Here is a 16,029-nt window from a genome sequence, read left to right as displayed (position 1 = left end):
GTGAACACCTCGAACCGTCGCACCCCACTAGAGCCGGCATCGGCATATGACATCAACACGGCTCCAAGCGTCCCGAACAGGACCTGGAGACTCGCCGTTTAGCCCGCCCCGTTCAACGTGGGGCCGAAGCTCCGCTTACATTGAGGCGGACGAGGAGCTTCCTGGCGAGCGCGATGCGGACGGTCTCTTGGCGTTGTCTTGGGCGAGGAGGCGGCGAGGTCGGGGTCGTATTTGCGAGCCAAGTCGGCCACCGGGCAGAGGATGGAGCGCACGCTGGCCCGTATGCCGCGGATGAAGCGTGCTCCGTGCCGGGTTCTGCTGTCGTTGAGGAGCGGTACCAGGCCCACCAGCTTGGCGACTGCCCACTCGACTGCGCTCGGGACAGGCTTGTTGGACACGGTGCCGAGTTCGGGGAGATCTGCAAGCAGGACGGCGACGGTGCGGTCTGCCAGCCCTCCTTCGACTGCCTGCCAGGGCAGGCGCTCAGGACAGGCTTTACCGAGCGGATGGTCCGGTCGAGCGCGTGCCATACGGGATCGGCGTGGATCAGGCTGCCGATCTCGGCCGCCAGCGCCCTGGCCTGGGCGTTGAAGAAGCCGATCGCCTCGGCAAGGCTGGCGCGCGCGGTGGGATCGGCGGCGCTGTGCAGGCGCTGCTTTTGGACCGACAGGTCGGCGCTGACCTAGCGCAGGCGCCCGGCGAGCGCAGCGAGCCAACGGTGGTCGTCCGAGGGCGGCGGCGTGGGGTCTAGCCGACGGGCGATGGCATATCCGGCGATCATCTCGGCGTCGACCCGATCAGTCTTCTCCAGATAACCCATCGCTTGGGCAAAGCTGCGCACCGCCGGGGGTTGGCGATGGCGCAAGGCTGGCCTTCGCGCCACAGCGGCAGGAACGCCGCTTGCTCGACGCCGCCTGGAGCCTCCATTACCCCCAGTCCGACGTTATGCTCGCGGCACCGGGCCAGCAGCCCGGCTGCGCCCTCGGCCGCATTGGCAAACCGACGGTGACCGGCACGCTCGATCCCGGCATCGAGCCACGCCTCGGCGACATCCACTCCACACATAATCCGCTATTCAAGGTAACCTGCCTTGTCTGTGCGATCAGAAGGATCAACTGACTGTTGGTGGTGCGTGACAACGGCGATGATCCCTGGCTCCGTCACGGCTGTCACCTGAGGGGGATGGGGCGACGTCGCCGCACCCGGGTGAATGGCCACCCATGGCGGGGAGCATTACCGCCCTGCCTCAACCTGAACGGCGCAGCCTATAACCAAGCAAACGGTTTGAGCGTAACCGGGATAGTCGCAGCACCGGCACGCGCATCGAACATCTGTCCTACAACGACGACCTATGCCATCCCACCCCATGCTGTTTGTCGATCATCACCGGAATGGAAACGATCGCCACCGATCGGCACGCGCTCACGTGTCAACCAGTGTCAACGTCGGGCGCGCGTTGCTCTGGTTCAGCACGCCCGCACGTCCGTCGACGAGTGTCGAGTTTCCCTCACCGGTCGAACGCGTTCACGTGTCAACCAGTGTCAAGGTCGGCATGCCGCCAACCGCAGTCCACGTGTCAACCAGTGTCAACGTCCACCCCGCCGCCGGCACCGACCCCGCGTCCGTGCGACTTTCTTGTGACCTTTCGCGCCGCCGTCCGCGCACAAATCTCCGTGACGCGGCGCGCCTTTCCGGGTTATCCGCCCGCATGGCCGACCCGCGGATCATCCATGTCGATCTCGACGAGCGCACCATCCTGTGGCGCTCTGCCGATGTCGAGCAGGAGCGGCGGATTGCGATCTTCGACCTGATTGAGGACAACCGCTTCGCGCCCCAGCGCGTCCACCCCGACGGCTATGCCGGGCCCTACCGCGTCGCGCTGTCGGTCGAGGAAGGCCGCCTGGCGATCGCGATCCGGCGCGAGGACGACACCCCGCTCGAAACGCTGGTGCTGGCACTCGGGCGTTTCCGCCGCCCGATCCGCGACTATTTTGCGATCTGCGACAGCTATTACCAGGCGATCCGCGCCGCCACCCCGCAACAGATCGAGACGATCGACATGGCCCGCCGCGGCATCCACAACCAGGCCGCCGAGCTGCTGATGGAGCGGCTGGAGGGCAAGATAGAAGTCGATTTCGACACCGCGCGCCGCCTCTTCACGCTGATCTGCGTCCTCCATATCCGTGGGTAGCCGGCATGGTTAGTGTCGTCGTCAAGGCAGCGATCGGCCTCGCTGCAATCGGCGCGGCGGGGGTGGGCGCGTGGAGCTGGGCCACGGCGTGGCACCCCTCCGCCGCCCGCTACCCGCTCCAAGGCATCGACTTGCCCGAGAACCCGGCCGCGGTCGAGTGGGGCAGCGTGCGCGCGAGCGGGGCCGACTTCGCCTACCTCGTCGCGACCGCGGGGACCGACCGCCGCGACCCTGCGTTCGAGGCGAACTGGGCCGCGCTGCCCCAGGCCGGCCTGCGCCGCGGTGCGGTCCACCTGTATTCGCTGTGCCAGCGCGCGACGGCGCAGGCGGACGCCTTCAACACCTTCGTTCCCGCCAGCACCGACGCGCTCCCTGCCGCAATCGACATCGCCTATCGCGCCGATTGCACCGCGAGGCCGGAGAAGACGGCGCTCGCCAACGAAATCGCCCGGTTCGTCGAGCGGGTGGAGGCGCACACCGGCAAGCCCGTCCTTCTGCGCACGTCGCGCGACATCGAGCGTGACTACGCATTGTCCGCGGCGGTCGGGCGTCCGGTCTGGTCGATCGCCAACGCCTTCGCTCCGAACTATGCCGCGCGCCCGTGGCGGATCTGGCGGGCAAGCGACGTTCGCCGCATCGACGGCATCGAGGGACCGGTAAACTGGGACGTGGTGGCACCATGAACGACGACGTCGATTCGCTGATCGAACGCGCCCGCGCCGCCGCGCGTAACGCCCACGCGCCCTATTCGCGCTTCGCGGTCGGCGCCGCGGTGCTCCTGACCGACGGCAGCGTCGTCACCGGTGCCAATGTCGAAAACGCCTCTTACGGCCTGTCGCTCTGCGCCGAGACTGTGGCCATCGCCACGCTGAGTGCCGCCGGGCGCATCCGCGACGTCGCGGCGATCGGGGTGATCGGCGGTGCGATGGACGCCGACGGCCGCCCAACCGGCACCGCACCCGTTCGCCCCTGCGGTCGCTGCCGTCAGGTGCTTAACGAAGCCGCGCAAATGGGCGGCCGCGACTTCCCCATTCACTGCGGCGCGGCCGAAGGCGGCGCGGTCGAGAGTTACCGCGTCTCCACACTCCTTCCCGATGCGTTCGGCCCGCGGGATCTCGGGATGAATTGAGGGAGCCGTAGACCTGATCGAGCGTTGTTGCTGCGCCTCCGTTTAGAGGGGCTAAATCGTAGGAGATGGATGATGGACGATCGCAATCAGAGCGGCAGCGATTCGACGAGCCAAGGCGGCCAGGGTAGCGGCCAGGGCACTCAGGGCGGTGGCCAGAACCAGGACCGTCAGCAGAACGTCGACCGCCAGCAGAACCAGCAGGGTGGCAACAAGACAGGCAATGCCAATCGCGACGACGGCACCGGCAACACCGCGGGCCAAGGCAGCACGGGTGGCCAAGGCACCAATGCCGGGCAGAGCGGCATGGGAAGCCAGGGCACCAGCGCGGGCCAGGGCACCGGCGGCGCTGGCATGAACTCCGACCAACGCTGACGCGCCGATCGGGCCAGGCGATCGGGAAGGACCGCCGCGCGCGCCCTTCCCGATTGTCCGCTTGCCCGCACCGCCATTCCCCGCAAAGGAACGGCGCATGTCCATCCAATCCGACCGCTGGATTCGCGAACAGGCGACCGCCCACGCGATGATCGAACCGTTCGTCGAGGCGCAGCGCCGCGATGGCTGCATCAGCTACGGCCTGTCCTCCTACGGCTACGACGCGCGTGTGGCCGACGAGTTCAAGATCTTCACCAACGTCGACAGCGCCATCGTCGACCCCAAGGACTTTGCGGCGAACAGCTTCGTCGACCGCAAGACCGATTGCTGCATCATCCCGCCCAACAGCTTCGCGCTGGCGCGGACCGTCGAATATTTTCGCGTGCCCCGCGACGTCCTGGTGATCTGCCTCGGCAAGTCGACGTACGCGCGGTGCGGCATCATCGTCAACGTCACCCCGCTGGAACCGGGCTGGGAAGGTCACGTGACCCTGGAATTCTCGAACACCACGCCGTTGCCGGCACGCGTCTACGCTAACGAAGGCGCGTGCCAATTCCTTTTTCTCAAGGGCAACGAACCCTGCGAGATCAGTTACGCCGACCGGGCGGGCAAATACATGGGTCAGCGCGGAGTGACACTGCCCCGGCTATAGCCTCGGAATACTGCAGGCTTGATGCGGTCCGGATGTTGGAGACGGGAGCCGCGACTCCGATGTATCAGGTGCGCCTCAGACACATTCGGAGGGACAACACGCGTGGCATAGCGGCATATGCTCTTAACAGGTCAGCAGACGAGTGACTTTGGCGCGTCACATCTGCGCCAAAGCCTTCGAGCCGATCAGCGCGCGGCAACTTGCGTCAGTCGCTGCAACCCAACCTGTGCCAATGCATGCGACGACATCGTGCGCTGGTCGGGCATGTCCATCAGGACGTCGGGGCGGCGCAACACATCGGCGTAGAGCGCCTGCGCTTCCGACTCGCGTCCGGTCTGGCGATAGACGGTCGCCAGGTTGAGCATGAGCTCGGGGCGAGCCGGAAAAATACGTCGCTCGGCCACAAGGACGCGCTCGGCGCTTGCATAATCGCCCGTCACGATCGCGCCTGTCGCGGTGCGATCCGAAGCTTGCGCCAAGCCGGGAACCGCCATCACGACCGTAAACGCGGCCAAGCCCATTCGCATCATCATAGCCATCTCCTGTTACATTGCACTTTTGTTACGGGAGAATGTCACTTTGAAGACAGTCGCGCAAGCAACACGATCGTCTGCAGACAAAAAAAGGCGGCTCCTTTCGGAGCCGCCCTCAAAACAACGACAGGTCGTCGTATCAGAAATCGTTGCGATATTGCTCGTTGCCGATGAAACCCAACTTGCCGACATTGGAGCGCTTGATGATCGCCAGAACCTTGTCGACCGACTCGTAGCGGGCCTGCGGATCCGGCTGGAAATGCAGTTCGGGCTCGGGATTGATGGTCTTAGTCTGGTCGAGGTACTGCCGCAGCGTCACCTCGTCGACCGGCGCTCCGTTCCACGACACCGTGCCATCGGGCGCGATCGATACCTTGTTCTTCTGGGCGTCGATCACATTATTCGGGTTCTTGCTGTTGACCGGCAGGTCGACCTTCACCGCATGGGTCTGAATAGGAATGGTGATGATGAACATGATGAGCAGGACGAGCATGACGTCGATCAACGGCGTCGTGTTCATCTCCATCATCGGTTCGCCGTCGTCATTACCGGCGCTCATTGACATGTCGTGTTACTCCTGGGTCTCTTCTGTACGCTGAGGTCAATTACATCCGTGGATTGCCGCCCGGGGGCGGCTCGGAGATGAAACCAACCTTTGCAAATCCGGCCCGCTGCATCGTGTAGATCGCGCCGCCGATGCAGCGATACGGTGCGTTCACATCGCCACGAATATGCGCTTCGGGCAGTTCGAGCGCCGGATTGCCGACGCCGCCTTGACGATCGATCTCGGCCTTCAGCTTCTCGACCCCGCGATTCAGCAACTCGGTCGATGTCACCCGCGACATGCCCCAATAGACATTGCAGTTCGTTCCGTCGCCAGTCACCGACAGCAGCACATTCTCGGGCTTGGTCGTCGTCGGATCGAAGCGGACATTGGGAAGCTTGAGCTTCACGCTCTGCAGCACCACCGGAACCGCGATCAGGAAGATGATCAGCAGCACCAGCATGACGTCGACGAGCGGCGTCGTGTTGATGTCGGTGATTGGTTTTTCTTCGGCAGCATCGCCGCCAACACTCATCGACATGCGCTAGTCCATCTGTTCGTGTTCAACGCCGACGCGTTAACGTCCGGCACGTGGTTGCGGGGACGCCAGCGTGGCGGCCCCGCGGTGTCAGTCAGTTCACGGGCGAGTCTGTACGCCGCCGGTCTGGGTCGCGATGGTCGAACCAGGTGCCGTGCCCGGACCCGGCCGCGCTGCCGCAACCGGTGCCTTGCCGGCGGCCGCGACCATGGCCGGCTTCACCGCGCCGTTCGAGGCAAGGAAGCCCAGGACGTCGTTGGAGAAAGCCGACAGGTCCTCGGCGATCGACTTGTTGCGGCGCTGAAGCCAATTGTACGCGAGCACGGCAGGCACTGCGACGACCAGGCCGAGCGCGGTCATGATCAGCGCCTCGCCGACCGGACCGGCGACGGCGTCGATCGACGCCTGTCCCGACCAGCCGATCTTGATCAGCGCGCGATAGATGCCGATCACGGTGCCGAACAGGCCGATGAACGGCGCGGTCGAACCGACCGTTGCGAGAAAGGCAAGACCGCCACCCAGCTTCGAATTGATCGCAGCTTCCGAACGCGCCAGCGAACCGTGCAGCCAGTCATGCGCCTCGACCGGATCGGTCAGTTTGCCATGCTGGTCCTGAGCGGCGAGACCGTCATCGACGATCTGCTTGTAGGCCGAGTTCTTGTCGAGCTTGGCCGAGCCTTCGCGCAGCGAGTTGGACTGCCAGAAACTCTGACGGACGCGCTTGGCCTGGTTCATGATCTTCTGCTGCTCGAACAGCTTCGAGAACAGGATGTAGAACGATACGATCGACATGAGAACGAGGATCGTGAACACGGACTGCGAGATGAGCCCGCCCTCGCGGAGCGCCGCTTCGAGGCCGTAGGGGTTGGCATCGCCGCCCTTTGCGGCGGCGCCGCCCGCAGCGAGAATGGTGGTGATCATGGTCGGTTCCCTTTGAATATGTGCATCGCAACGATGGATTGATCGGAAAGCTCGGTCAGTTCTGCGGCAACACCCAGCGGACCGGCAGCGTGTATTTCGACGAGATCGGATTGCCCGCCTCGTCCTTGGCAGGTGAGAACCGGACCCGGCTCTTGGCGATCCGGCAGGTCGTGCTGTCGAGATCGCTGTTGCCGCTCGACGTGGTTACCGAACAATCGCTCACCCGGCCATCGGTGCCGACGGTCAGCGATGCGACGACACGCCCCTGCGCCTCGGCACGCTGCGCCGCGGGCGGATAGGCATCCGGCCCGAAGAACTGCCCCGGATTGCCCTTCAGCCCGGCCGCTTGCGATACGCGCGGCGGCGCCGGCGGAGTAGGAGGCGTCGGCGGAGTCGGCGGATAGATCGGCTGGCTCGGCGGGATGACGGGCGTCGTATTCATGAATACCGGCTGGTTCGTCACCACGACCGGCGGCGGCGTGACGACCGTGGTCGGCGGCGGCGGCAGGTTCGGCTGATCTGGCGGCGGCGGCGGCGGATCCTCCGGCGGCGGCGGCGGCGGCGGCGGTTCGACATCGAACACGTCGAGTTTCTCGTTGGCCGCCTTGACGTACTTGTACGCCAGGCCGGTGACGAAGGCGTAGCCCAGTGCGGCATGGATCAGCGCGACGATAACGATCGCGATCACCTTGCCACTGGACATCTTCTGGTCGGCATAGGCCATGCGGCAATCAAACTCCCTCAATCCTGTGCGGTCCTGACGGTACGTCGGCCGCCCATAAACCGTCTGCCCGGGCCCATATGCGTCCTCGGTCAGACCTGATTCCTATCGCCACGTTCATCGACACGCAAACGCTTTGTCGGAAGCAACAAACGTTCAAACTCCGAAGCCACGTTTTAGTTCTGTATCGTTCATCGTCGCGCGGCTAACCGACTTGCATGCCACGCCTTCTTTCCGCCGCGATCCCGCTGTGCCTCGCGATATCCGTTGCCGCGAGCGGACAGGTGCTCCAGCCGTCCGCTGCCGCCACCGCGCCCGGTTTCGCCGATCTCGCCGACATGGTCCTGGCCGCACCGGTCATCGTCGATGCGACGATCCGATCGACAGCCCGGATCAAGGGCAACGAGGCTGCCGGTGTCGTGCCCGGGCACCAGCGCCAGTATATCGAGGCGGACGTCGGCGCACTCATCCGCGGCGCAGGCGGTACGCCGGCGCGCGTCGGCTATCTGCTCGACCTCGCGCCCTACGCAGCTGGCCGCTTCGCCAAGCTGAAGAAGACACGCGTGATCGCCCTGGCGCGCCCGGTCCCGCAGGTGCCCGGCCAGCTGCAACTGGTTGCGCCCGACGCGCAGCTGCCATGGACGGCGGACACCGATGCGCGGGTACGCGCGATCGCCAAGGCCGCGGTGGCCGCCGATGCACCACCGCCGGTCAACGGGATCGGCAACGCCTTCCACGTGCCCGGCGCGCTGCCCGGCGAAGGCGAGACGCAGGTCTTCGTCGCGACCGCCGACAATACGCCGATGTCGCTGTCGATCCTCCGCCGCCCCGGCGAGCGCCCGCGCTGGGCGGTGGCGCTGAGCGAAGTGGTGGACGAGGCCGCAGGACCGCCGCCGCGCGACACATTGCTATGGTATCGGCTTGCCTGCGGGCTGCCCGCGGCGTTGCCCGATCGCGCAACCGCGACGCTGGGTGCGGACGATGCGGCGCAGGCGCGAACCGATTACGCCTTCGTGCTGGCACAGCTCGGCCCATGCGGCCGCACCCGCGGCTAAGCGACCCGCAGGAGCTGCCCCGTCGTCGAGCGTGCCGAATCCAGGAAGGCGACCGCCGCCTCAATGTCGGCCGGGTCCGCTCCCACCCCCGCCACGACGGCATTGACGCGCATCGGCGCCCGCTCGATCGCAAGCGGGGCGATCGCCGCCAGCAGGACGGCGTGTTCCACCGACTCGCCGCCGTCCAGAATCAGTGTCAGCGCCTCGCCCGCCGCCGCACGGACGATGACCGCGACGTCGTCGCCACGGGCGACCCTCACCGGCGATGCCGGACAAGCGTGATGCCGATCGACTCGCCGGCTTCGGAAATGGCGAGCTTGACGATGCGGACCGTGACCCGCAGCACGCGCGCGTCCTGGAGGAAGAGCGTCTCGCAGATGTGATCCGCAACCGCCTCGATCAGGGTGAAGTGGACGCCCGCGGGCAGCGCCGCGGTCGCCGCACGCTTGAGATCGAGATAGTTCTTCGAGGCAGACAGGGGCGTCTCCGGATCGAAGCGGGCGGGACAGCGCAGGTCGACGGTGAGCGAAATGCGCAGTGGCTGCGGCAGGTGCGTCTCCTCCGAATAGATGCCGGTCAGCACCGGCACCTCGATGTCGTGGACTTCCAATTGCAGCATGTCTTCCATTCCCCGCCCCGTAGCAGACGCGCAGCCTCACGAAACCCGGCATTCCGCTTGCGTTCGGCGGACCTGGGGGTATGGCGCGGCGGCTTCGCCCCCGACGAGCCTTGAGAGTATGTGCGTGTGATCGTCCTACAGCCCCTCGCCTCGATCGATCCCGACGCCGTCGAGGCGCTTCTCGACCGCGCCTTCGGCACCGATCGACACCAGCGCACCGCCTACAAGGTCCGCGGCAGCGCGCGCCCTATCTCACCACTCTCGTTCGCCGCGGTGGACGATGGGGTGCTGGTCGGCTCGATCCAATGCTGGCCGGTGATGCTCGCCGGCGCCGGCGACGGCGGCGGCACGATGCCGCTGGTGATGGTGGGGCCGGTGGCGGTTGCGCCCGAGCGGCAGCGCGATGGGATCGGCCGGCGGCTGATGGAGCGCGCGCTCGCCGCTGCGGATGCGTCGGACGACATCGGTGCCGGGCTGATGCTGATCGGCGATCCCGAATATTACGGCCGTGTTTTCGGCTTCACCGCCGAGCGCACCGCGCGCTGGCGCGTGCCCGGACCGGTCGAGCGGCGCCGTCTGCTGGCACGCGGAGCGCATGTTCCCGACGTTTCGGGTGAACTCGGCCCGGCGCTCGCGCTTCCCGCCTGAGGGTTTACGCACCCGACCCGCGCGCCTACCTGCGGCACATGCCGATGGACGCTCCCCCCGACCTTGCGACAATGACGCTGGAGGAAATCGTACGCGGCGCCGCCGAGCGCCGCCTGCCGCCGGTCGAGCAGTGGAACCCGACGCACTGCGGCGACAGCGAGATGCGGATCGCACGCGACGGCATCTGGTATCACCAGGGATCGCCGATCGGGCGCCCGGCGATGGTGCGGCTGTTCTCGACGATTTTGCGGCGCGAGGCCGACGGCCGTCACGTGCTGGTCACCCCGGTCGAAAAGTTGGACATCGCGGTGGACGACGCCGCATTCCTAGCGGTGGCGGTAAAGGTAGCAGGCGAAGGATCGGCAACGCGGCTCGCGTTCCAGCTGAACACCGGCGACCTGGTGACCGCCGGACCCGACCATCGCTTGCGCTTCGAGGAGTGTGAGGATGGCCCGCACCCATATCTCCACGTGCGCGCGGGGCTCGAGGCGCTGGTCGCTCGGCCGGTCTATTACGAGCTCGCCGAACTCGCCCTGGCCGGCGACGATACGGTGCCAGGGGTGTGGAGCGACGGCGCCTTCTTTGCGCTGGCAGCGGCGTGACGCTCGCCGAGCGGTTGATCACCGCATTGACCGCCAGCGCGGGTCCACCCGCGCTTGCCGGCGACGACATGCCCCACGCTGCCACGTCCGTGGCTGCGGCGGTGCTGATCGCGATCACCGACCGTGCGGAACCCGGCGTCATCCTGACCCAGCGGACCGAAACGCTGCGCCGCCATGCCGGGCAAGTCGCCTTTCCCGGTGGCCGTGTCGATCCCGAGGACACCGATGCGGTCGCGGCGGCGCTGCGCGAGGCGCACGAGGAGATCGCGATGCCGCCCGCTGCGGTGATGGTGATCGGCACGACCGACCGGTTCCGCACCGGCACCGGTTACGAGATCGTGCCGGTCGTCGGGGTCGTGCCCGCCGACCTGCCGCTGGTGCCCGCCGAGGCCGAGGTCGCCGCGGTGTTCGAGGTGCCGCTGGCCTTCCTGCTCGACCCCGCCAACCACCGCGAAAGCGCAGGCGAGTGGCAGGGCCGAACGCGGCGCTTCTACGAAATTCCCTGGCCCGATCGCCGCATCTGGGGCGCGACCGCGGGCATCATCGTCAATCTGTCGCGGCGGCTGGCGTGGCAGTGACGCTTGCCCAAGCCGATTGGCGCGCGCGCGCGGGGCTGGCCGAGCTTGCCGCGGTGCTGGGGACGAACGATGCGCGTTTCGTCGGCGGGGCGGTGCGCGACACACTGTTGGGGCTAGCCGTGGCCGACATCGATATCGCCACTCGGCATACACCCGATTCGGTCGTGATGCTGCTGAAGGATGCGGGTATCCGCGTCGTGCCCACCGGGCTGACGCATGGCACCGTCACCGCACTGACCGCGGGCGGCCCGGTCGAGGTGACCACCTTGCGGCGTGACGTCGTGACCGACGGGCGTCACGCGATCGTCGCCTTCACCGACGATTGGCGGGTCGATGCCAGCCGGCGCGACTTCACCATGAACGCGCTCTATGCCGATCCGGCGAGTGGCGCACTGTTCGATTATTTCGGCGGCCTCGACGATCTCGCCGCGGGGCGAGTGCGCTTCATCGGCGATGCGCGGAGCCGGATCGCCGAGGATCACCTGCGTATCCTGCGCTTCTTCCGCTTTCACGCGCGCTTCGGCGATCTGGTCGACCCCGAGGGACTCGATGCCTGCACCGAGCGCGCCAACGACCTGATGGCCTTGTCGCGGGAGCGGATCGCGGCCGAATTGCTCAAGCTGCTGGTCGCGCGGCACGCAGTGGCGGTGATGGCGTTGATGGTCGATCGCGGCATCCTGCGCGCGGTGCTGCCCGAGATCGATGGCGCAGGCGCCGCCCGGCTCGCGGCCTTGGCCGACGCAGAGGCCGTGCACGATATACCCGCCGACGCGATCCGGCGATTGGCGGTGCTGATCCCGCCCGATGCAGCAAAGCCGGTCGGGGCGCGGCTCAAGCTGTCGAACGCCGATCGCCAGCGGCTCAAGGCCGCGACGGCTGGTCCGGGCGACGAGGGCCCCCTGGGGCTTGCCTACCGCTTCGGCGCGGCGATCGCGCTCGACCGCCTGCTGATTGCGGGAGCAGACGTGTGGCCCTTGCGTGACTTTGTGCTTCCGGCGCTACCAATCGGCGGCGGGGCGCTCGTCTCGATGGGGCTGGCGAGAGGGCCCGACGTCGCCCGCGCGCTCAAGACGGTCGAGTCGCGCTGGATCGCGGAAGGCTTTCCCGATGCAACCCGCACCCGCGTCATCGCCGCGGAGACGGTCGCTCAGGCGCTCGGCGGCGCGATCATCGCATAGGCGAGCCCGGGCTCGAGCGGGCGGGCGTAAAGGAAGCCCTGCCCCATGTTGCAGCCCAGCGCCGACAGCGTCTGCGCGAGCGCGTTGGTCTCGATCCCCTCGGCCACGGTGCGCATGTTGAGCGCCTGCGCCAGGCTGAGGACCGCGCGGACAATCGCGATCTTGTCGCGGTCGGCGAGCATGCCGGTGACGAAGCTGCGATCGATCTTGAGGATGTCGATCGGCAGCGCCTGAAGGTGCGCCAGATTGGAATAGCCGGTACCGAAATCGTCCATCGCCAGCGTCGTGCCGAGATCCTTGAGCGCGCGCATCGTCCGTGCGGTGCGATCGGGATCCGCGACCAGCGCGCTTTCGGTCAGTTCGAGTTTCAGCCGGTTCCCCGAAAGTCCGGTCCGCGCCAGCGCATCGCCGACCAGCCCGACGACGCCGTCGCGCTGAAGCTGGATCGGCGAAATGTTGACCGCGATCTGGACACCGCAATCGCCCCCCGCCTCGCGGTCCCATTCCGCCAGCGTCCGTGTCGCCGCGTCGAGCGCCCAGCGTCCGAGCGGCACGATCAGCCCCGATTCCTCGGCGACCTCGATGAATTGTGCTGGCGAGATGTTGCGCCCGTCGGCGGTTCGCCACCGCGCCAGCGCCTCGAAACAGGTGATCCGCCCGGTCGACAGATCGCAGATCGGCTGGAAATTCAACCTGAGGTCGCCGTTCTCGATCGCCCGGCGCAGCTGCGTCTCGATCGCAAACTGTTCGCGCACGAGGTCGAAGGCCTGGGTCTGGTACGCTTCGGCCTTGCCCGTCGCCTTGGCGCGGTTGACCGCAAATTGGGCATGGCGGATCAATTCCTCGCCGCCATCGCCTCTGTTGTCCCCGTCGCTTGCGTTGTCCTGCTCGTCGGCGCCGAAGGCTATGCCGATCGAGCAATCGACCCGGATCTCGTAGTCGGACAGGCGGAACGGCGCGGTGAGCGCGAGGCGGATGCGCTTGGCGACGTGCTCGGCCTCGGCACGGTCCTCGTCGATCGCCATGAAGATGCCGAACTCGTCGCCGCCGATCCGCGCCAGCGTGTCGCGTGCCCTGAGCGCGCCCTTGATCCGGCGCGCGACGCTGATCAGCAACTCGTCACCCGACAGCGAGCCCAGGCACGCATTGAACCGGCCGAAACGGTCGAGATCGACGACCAGCACCGCATGCCCTGCGCGATCACTCCCCGCGGTCTCGATCAGGTCGCCGAAACCCTGGCGATTGGGCAGCCCGGTCAGGCTGTCGGTCGTCATCTCGCGGTGCAGGCTGCGTTCGGTGTGACGGTGCGATGTCTCGTCGATCAAGGTCACCAGGCAGCCGCGAACCCCCGGCGACGACCGCGCCAGCGTGGCGCTGAAGAACCGGCGGTCGATCGCCTCACCGATCGACCAGGCAAAGGTCCGTGTCGTCGCCTCCGATGCGAGAAAGGCGGCGATGTCGGGCTCGATCGAGGTCAGCAACGGCGAAGCATCGCGCGCGTTCCCCAGCCCGGCCAGCTGGAAAGCCCGATTCACCGCCATCAGCGAGAGCGCCTCGCCCGCCCACCCGACGACCGCCGCCGGGATCGGCAGCAGCTCGACCGCCGCCATGGCGTTCGCGCAATCGATCACGGGACGGATGGTGGCGACAGAGGTCATCGCCGACTGGCCTAGCCCATGATCGTTAAGGACGTTTGAAGGATTAGACCTGCGTCTCCGTGCTTTACCCGTCGAAACGGTTGCTCCGCGGAAAGCCGGTCGGCGGCATCCGCCCCGCCGCGCCGCGCGCCGCACGCCACGGGTTCATATCGGCCTCGGTCCGCGTTCGCCCGCTGTCGCCCCCCATCGGCCAGCTCAGGCCGGTCGCCAGCGCGAAAGTGGTCGCGTCCGAGAGCCCGCCATCGCGGAAGCGCTGGAGCTGGACCCCGGTGCCGCGCGACAGTTCGGGCATTTCGGCGAGTGGAAAGACGACGAGGCGGCGGTTGTCGCCGATCGCGGCGACGTAGTCGGCCTCGGGAGCGATCCGGCGCACGACCTTAAGGATCGCGCCGTCGCGGGGAGTCAGCACGGTCTTGCCCTTGCGCGTCTCGGCGATGACGTCGGCTGCCGCGACGACGAAGCCGCGACCGTCGGAGGCCACGACCAGCAGCTTGGTCGCGGCGCGCGCGGGCAGGAAGGCGACGATGCCGACGTCGCCATCGAGGTCGATCATCGCGCGCACCGGTTCCCCGAAGCCGCGGCCGCCGGGAAGCTTGTCGGCGGCAAGCGTGAAGAAGCGCCCGTTCTGCGCCGCTAGCAGCAACTTGTCGGTGGTCTGCGCGTGGAAGGCGTAGGCGGGGCCGTCGCCTTCCTTGAACTTGGCGGTGTCCGCCGAGGCGAGATCGGCGTGGCCGCGCAGCGCCCGTATCCAGCCACGGCGCGAGAGAATGACGGTGATCGGCTCGCGCTCGATCATCGCCTCGAGCGGGATGTCGCGGGTCGGCGCTGCTTCCTCGATCGTCGTGCGCCGCTTGCCCAGTGCGGTATCCTCGCCATAGCGGTCGCGGATGCGGGCGAGGTCGCGCTTCATCCTGGCGCGTTGCTTCTTGGGGTCGGCGAGCAACGCGGCCAGCCCGGCCTGCTCCTTGTCGAGCTTGGCGCGCTCGGTCCTGATCTCGAACTCCTCCAACCGCCGCAGACTGCGCAGCCGCATGTTGAGGATCGCCTCGACCTGGCGGTCGGTCAGGCGGAACTCGTCGATCATCACCGCTTTCGGCTCGTCCTCGGTGCGGATGATCTCGATGACGCGGTCGAGGTTGAGGAAGGCGATCAGGTAGCCGTCGAGCAGCTCGATCCGGTCTGCGATCTTGTCCAGCCGGTGGCGCGTCCGCCGTTCGAGGACGACGAACTGGTGATCGACCCACGCGGCGAGCGCCTCGCGCAGGGGCATCACCCGTGGGGTGCGGTCCTTGTCGAGGACGTTGAGGTTGAGCGGGACGCGGACCTCCAGGTCGGTCAGTCGGAACAGCCCGTCCATCATGACGCCCGCGTCGACGGTGCGGCTGCGCGGTTCGAGGACGACCCGGATCAGCTCGTCGGACTCGTCGCGAACGTCGGCCAGGATCGGCAGCTTCTTGTCGTTGACCAGCGCGGCGATCTGCTCGATCAATTTGCCCTTCTGGACGCCGTACGGGATTTCGGTGACGATCGCGGTCCAGCCGCCGCCCTTCTCGCGCTCGATGCTCCAGCGCGCGCGGACCCGGAACGCGCCGCGGCCGGTGCGGTAGCTCTCGGCAATCACCGCGACGGGATCGACCACGAGGCCGCCGGTCGGAAAGTCGGGGCCGCGGATGAACCGGAGCACGTCGGCCTCACGGTCGTCGACCAGCGCGATCGCGGCCTCCAGCAGCTCGGCGGCGTTGTGCGGGGGGATGCTGGTCGCCATGCCGACCGCGATGCCCGCGGCGCCGTTGGCGAGCAGATTGGGGAACAGGCCGGGGAACAGCTCGGGCTCGTGATCCTCGTTGTTGTAGGTCGGGCGATAGCCGACCGCGTCCTCGTCGAGCCCGTCCATCAGATCGATCGCGACCGCGGTCAGGCGGGCCTCGGTGTAGCGGTAGGCGGCGGCGTTATCGCCGTCGATGTTGCCGAAATTGCCCTGCCCGTCGACCAGCGGATAGCGCAGCGAAAAGGTCTGCGCGAGGCGCACCATCGCGTCGTAGACCGACTGGTCGCCGTGGGGATGGTATTTGCCGATGACGTCGCCGACG

22 protein-coding genes are annotated in these 16,029 nt (G+C 67.2%); 12 read left to right on the top strand and 10 right to left on the bottom strand.

Annotation, left to right across the window (positions count from 1 at the left end; all coding sequences use genetic code 11):
- Positions 1 to 305 precede the first annotated feature (305 nt).
- On the top strand, positions 306 to 686 hold the full coding sequence (locus tag ACE5C1_RS16740) for a hypothetical protein (protein WP_374945215.1): 381 nt from the start codon (positions 306 to 308) through the stop codon (positions 684 to 686).
- On the opposite strand, the gene ACE5C1_RS16735 is transcribed toward ACE5C1_RS16740, so the two are convergent.
- The gene (locus ACE5C1_RS16735) at positions 683 to 841 is read right to left on the bottom strand and encodes a hypothetical protein (protein WP_374945214.1); all 159 of its coding nucleotides are present in this window, start codon (positions 839 to 841) and stop codon (positions 683 to 685) included. The two genes, ACE5C1_RS16740 and ACE5C1_RS16735, sit on opposite strands and share 4 nt — an antisense overlap.
- Before the next feature lie 59 nt (positions 842 to 900).
- Here ACE5C1_RS16735 and ACE5C1_RS16730 point away from each other — a divergent pair, with 59 nt between their 5' ends.
- The 6 genes from ACE5C1_RS16730 to dcd all read left to right on the top strand — a co-directional run bounded on the left by ACE5C1_RS16730 (position 901) and on the right by dcd (position 4,344).
- Positions 901 to 1,119: a hypothetical protein gene (locus tag ACE5C1_RS16730; protein WP_374945213.1), complete on the top strand. Its 219-nt coding sequence runs from the start codon at positions 901 to 903 to the stop codon at positions 1,117 to 1,119.
- Positions 1,120 to 1,708: 589 nt separating this feature from the next.
- A complete protein-coding gene (locus tag ACE5C1_RS16725; protein WP_374945212.1) occupies positions 1,709 to 2,191 on the top strand; it encodes a UPF0262 family protein in 483 nt (160 codons plus the stop codon).
- A gap of 5 nt (positions 2,192 to 2,196) precedes the next feature.
- Positions 2,197 to 2,874, top strand: coding sequence for a GH25 family lysozyme (locus ACE5C1_RS16720; protein ID WP_374945211.1), 678 nt, complete (start codon positions 2,197 to 2,199; stop codon positions 2,872 to 2,874).
- Positions 2,871 to 3,320, top strand: coding sequence for a cytidine deaminase (locus ACE5C1_RS16715; RefSeq protein WP_374945210.1), 450 nt, complete (start codon positions 2,871 to 2,873; stop codon positions 3,318 to 3,320). The genes ACE5C1_RS16720 and ACE5C1_RS16715 overlap by 4 nt, the downstream gene beginning before the upstream one ends.
- A 69-nt stretch (positions 3,321 to 3,389) precedes the next feature.
- Positions 3,390 to 3,692, top strand: a complete 303-nt coding sequence (locus ACE5C1_RS16710; protein WP_374945209.1) for a hypothetical protein — start codon at positions 3,390 to 3,392, stop codon at positions 3,690 to 3,692.
- Between the two features lie 97 nt (positions 3,693 to 3,789).
- A complete protein-coding gene (gene dcd / locus ACE5C1_RS16705; RefSeq protein ID WP_374945208.1) occupies positions 3,790 to 4,344 on the top strand; it encodes a dCTP deaminase in 555 nt (184 codons plus the stop codon).
- 185 nt (positions 4,345 to 4,529) lie between these two features.
- On the opposite strand, the gene ACE5C1_RS16700 is transcribed toward dcd, so the two are convergent.
- From ACE5C1_RS16700 to ACE5C1_RS16680, 5 genes are all read right to left on the bottom strand, one after another.
- Positions 4,530 to 4,877: a tetratricopeptide repeat protein gene (locus ACE5C1_RS16700; RefSeq protein WP_374945207.1), complete on the bottom strand. Its 348-nt coding sequence runs from the start codon at positions 4,875 to 4,877 to the stop codon at positions 4,530 to 4,532.
- 139 nt (positions 4,878 to 5,016) lie between these two features.
- On the bottom strand, positions 5,017 to 5,442 hold the full coding sequence (locus tag ACE5C1_RS16695; protein WP_374945206.1) for an ExbD/TolR family protein: 426 nt from the start codon (positions 5,440 to 5,442) through the stop codon (positions 5,017 to 5,019).
- A 40-nt stretch (positions 5,443 to 5,482) separates the two neighbouring features.
- On the bottom strand, positions 5,483 to 5,962 hold the full coding sequence (locus tag ACE5C1_RS16690) for an ExbD/TolR family protein (RefSeq protein WP_374945205.1): 480 nt from the start codon (positions 5,960 to 5,962) through the stop codon (positions 5,483 to 5,485).
- 96 nt (positions 5,963 to 6,058) lie between these two features.
- On the bottom strand, positions 6,059 to 6,880 hold the full coding sequence (locus ACE5C1_RS16685; RefSeq protein ID WP_374945204.1) for a MotA/TolQ/ExbB proton channel family protein: 822 nt from the start codon (positions 6,878 to 6,880) through the stop codon (positions 6,059 to 6,061).
- A gap of 55 nt (positions 6,881 to 6,935) precedes the next feature.
- Positions 6,936 to 7,604 (bottom strand): energy transducer TonB, encoded by a 669-nt coding sequence (locus tag ACE5C1_RS16680; RefSeq protein WP_374945203.1) that lies wholly within the window; start codon positions 7,602 to 7,604, stop codon positions 6,936 to 6,938.
- A gap of 215 nt (positions 7,605 to 7,819) precedes the next feature.
- Between ACE5C1_RS16680 and ACE5C1_RS16675 the strand changes: the two genes are divergently transcribed.
- The gene (locus ACE5C1_RS16675; RefSeq protein WP_374945202.1) at positions 7,820 to 8,656 is read left to right on the top strand and encodes a hypothetical protein; all 837 of its coding nucleotides are present in this window, start codon (positions 7,820 to 7,822) and stop codon (positions 8,654 to 8,656) included.
- On the opposite strand, the gene ACE5C1_RS16670 is transcribed toward ACE5C1_RS16675, so the two are convergent.
- Together ACE5C1_RS16670 and ACE5C1_RS16665 are read right to left on the bottom strand one after the other, a co-directional pair.
- Positions 8,653 to 8,916, bottom strand: coding sequence for a Rossmann fold domain-containing protein (locus tag ACE5C1_RS16670; RefSeq protein ID WP_374945201.1), 264 nt, complete (start codon positions 8,914 to 8,916; stop codon positions 8,653 to 8,655). The genes ACE5C1_RS16675 and ACE5C1_RS16670 overlap by 4 nt on opposite strands.
- Positions 8,913 to 9,284 (bottom strand): dihydroneopterin aldolase, encoded by a 372-nt coding sequence (locus ACE5C1_RS16665; protein ID WP_374945200.1) that lies wholly within the window; start codon positions 9,282 to 9,284, stop codon positions 8,913 to 8,915. The genes ACE5C1_RS16670 and ACE5C1_RS16665 overlap by 4 nt, the downstream gene beginning before the upstream one ends.
- Positions 9,285 to 9,401: 117 nt before the next feature.
- On the opposite strand from ACE5C1_RS16665, the gene ACE5C1_RS16660 reads away from it, so the two are divergent.
- The 4 genes from ACE5C1_RS16660 to ACE5C1_RS16645 are packed head-to-tail and all read left to right on the top strand — an operon-like array spanning position 9,402 to position 12,281.
- Complete coding sequence (locus ACE5C1_RS16660) at positions 9,402 to 9,923, top strand: GNAT family N-acetyltransferase (protein ID WP_374945199.1); 522 nt, start codon at positions 9,402 to 9,404, stop codon at positions 9,921 to 9,923.
- A gap of 38 nt (positions 9,924 to 9,961) precedes the next feature.
- Positions 9,962 to 10,525 (top strand): DUF1285 domain-containing protein, encoded by a 564-nt coding sequence (locus tag ACE5C1_RS16655; protein ID WP_374945198.1) that lies wholly within the window; start codon positions 9,962 to 9,964, stop codon positions 10,523 to 10,525.
- A complete protein-coding gene (locus ACE5C1_RS16650; protein WP_374945197.1) occupies positions 10,522 to 11,103 on the top strand; it encodes a CoA pyrophosphatase in 582 nt (193 codons plus the stop codon). The genes ACE5C1_RS16655 and ACE5C1_RS16650 overlap by 4 nt, the downstream gene beginning before the upstream one ends.
- Complete coding sequence (locus tag ACE5C1_RS16645) at positions 11,094 to 12,281, top strand: CCA tRNA nucleotidyltransferase (protein ID WP_374945196.1); 1,188 nt, start codon at positions 11,094 to 11,096, stop codon at positions 12,279 to 12,281. Before ACE5C1_RS16650 ends, ACE5C1_RS16645 begins: the two co-directional genes overlap by 10 nt.
- Here the strand turns inward: ACE5C1_RS16645 and ACE5C1_RS16640 are convergent.
- Together ACE5C1_RS16640 and parC are read right to left on the bottom strand one after the other, a co-directional pair.
- Positions 12,251 to 13,939, bottom strand: a complete 1,689-nt coding sequence (locus ACE5C1_RS16640; protein WP_374945195.1) for a putative bifunctional diguanylate cyclase/phosphodiesterase — start codon at positions 13,937 to 13,939, stop codon at positions 12,251 to 12,253. The genes ACE5C1_RS16645 and ACE5C1_RS16640 overlap by 31 nt on opposite strands.
- 64 nt (positions 13,940 to 14,003) lie before the next feature.
- Positions 14,004 to 16,029: DNA topoisomerase IV subunit A (parC, locus tag ACE5C1_RS16635; protein WP_374945194.1), on the bottom strand; the 2,026-nt coding region annotated here is incomplete at its 5' end.

Source organism: Sphingomonas sp. (assembly GCF_964263785.1).
Classification (GTDB): domain Bacteria; phylum Pseudomonadota; class Alphaproteobacteria; order Sphingomonadales; family Sphingomonadaceae; genus Sphingomonas.
This window is presented reverse-complemented; position numbering and strand designations above follow the sequence as displayed.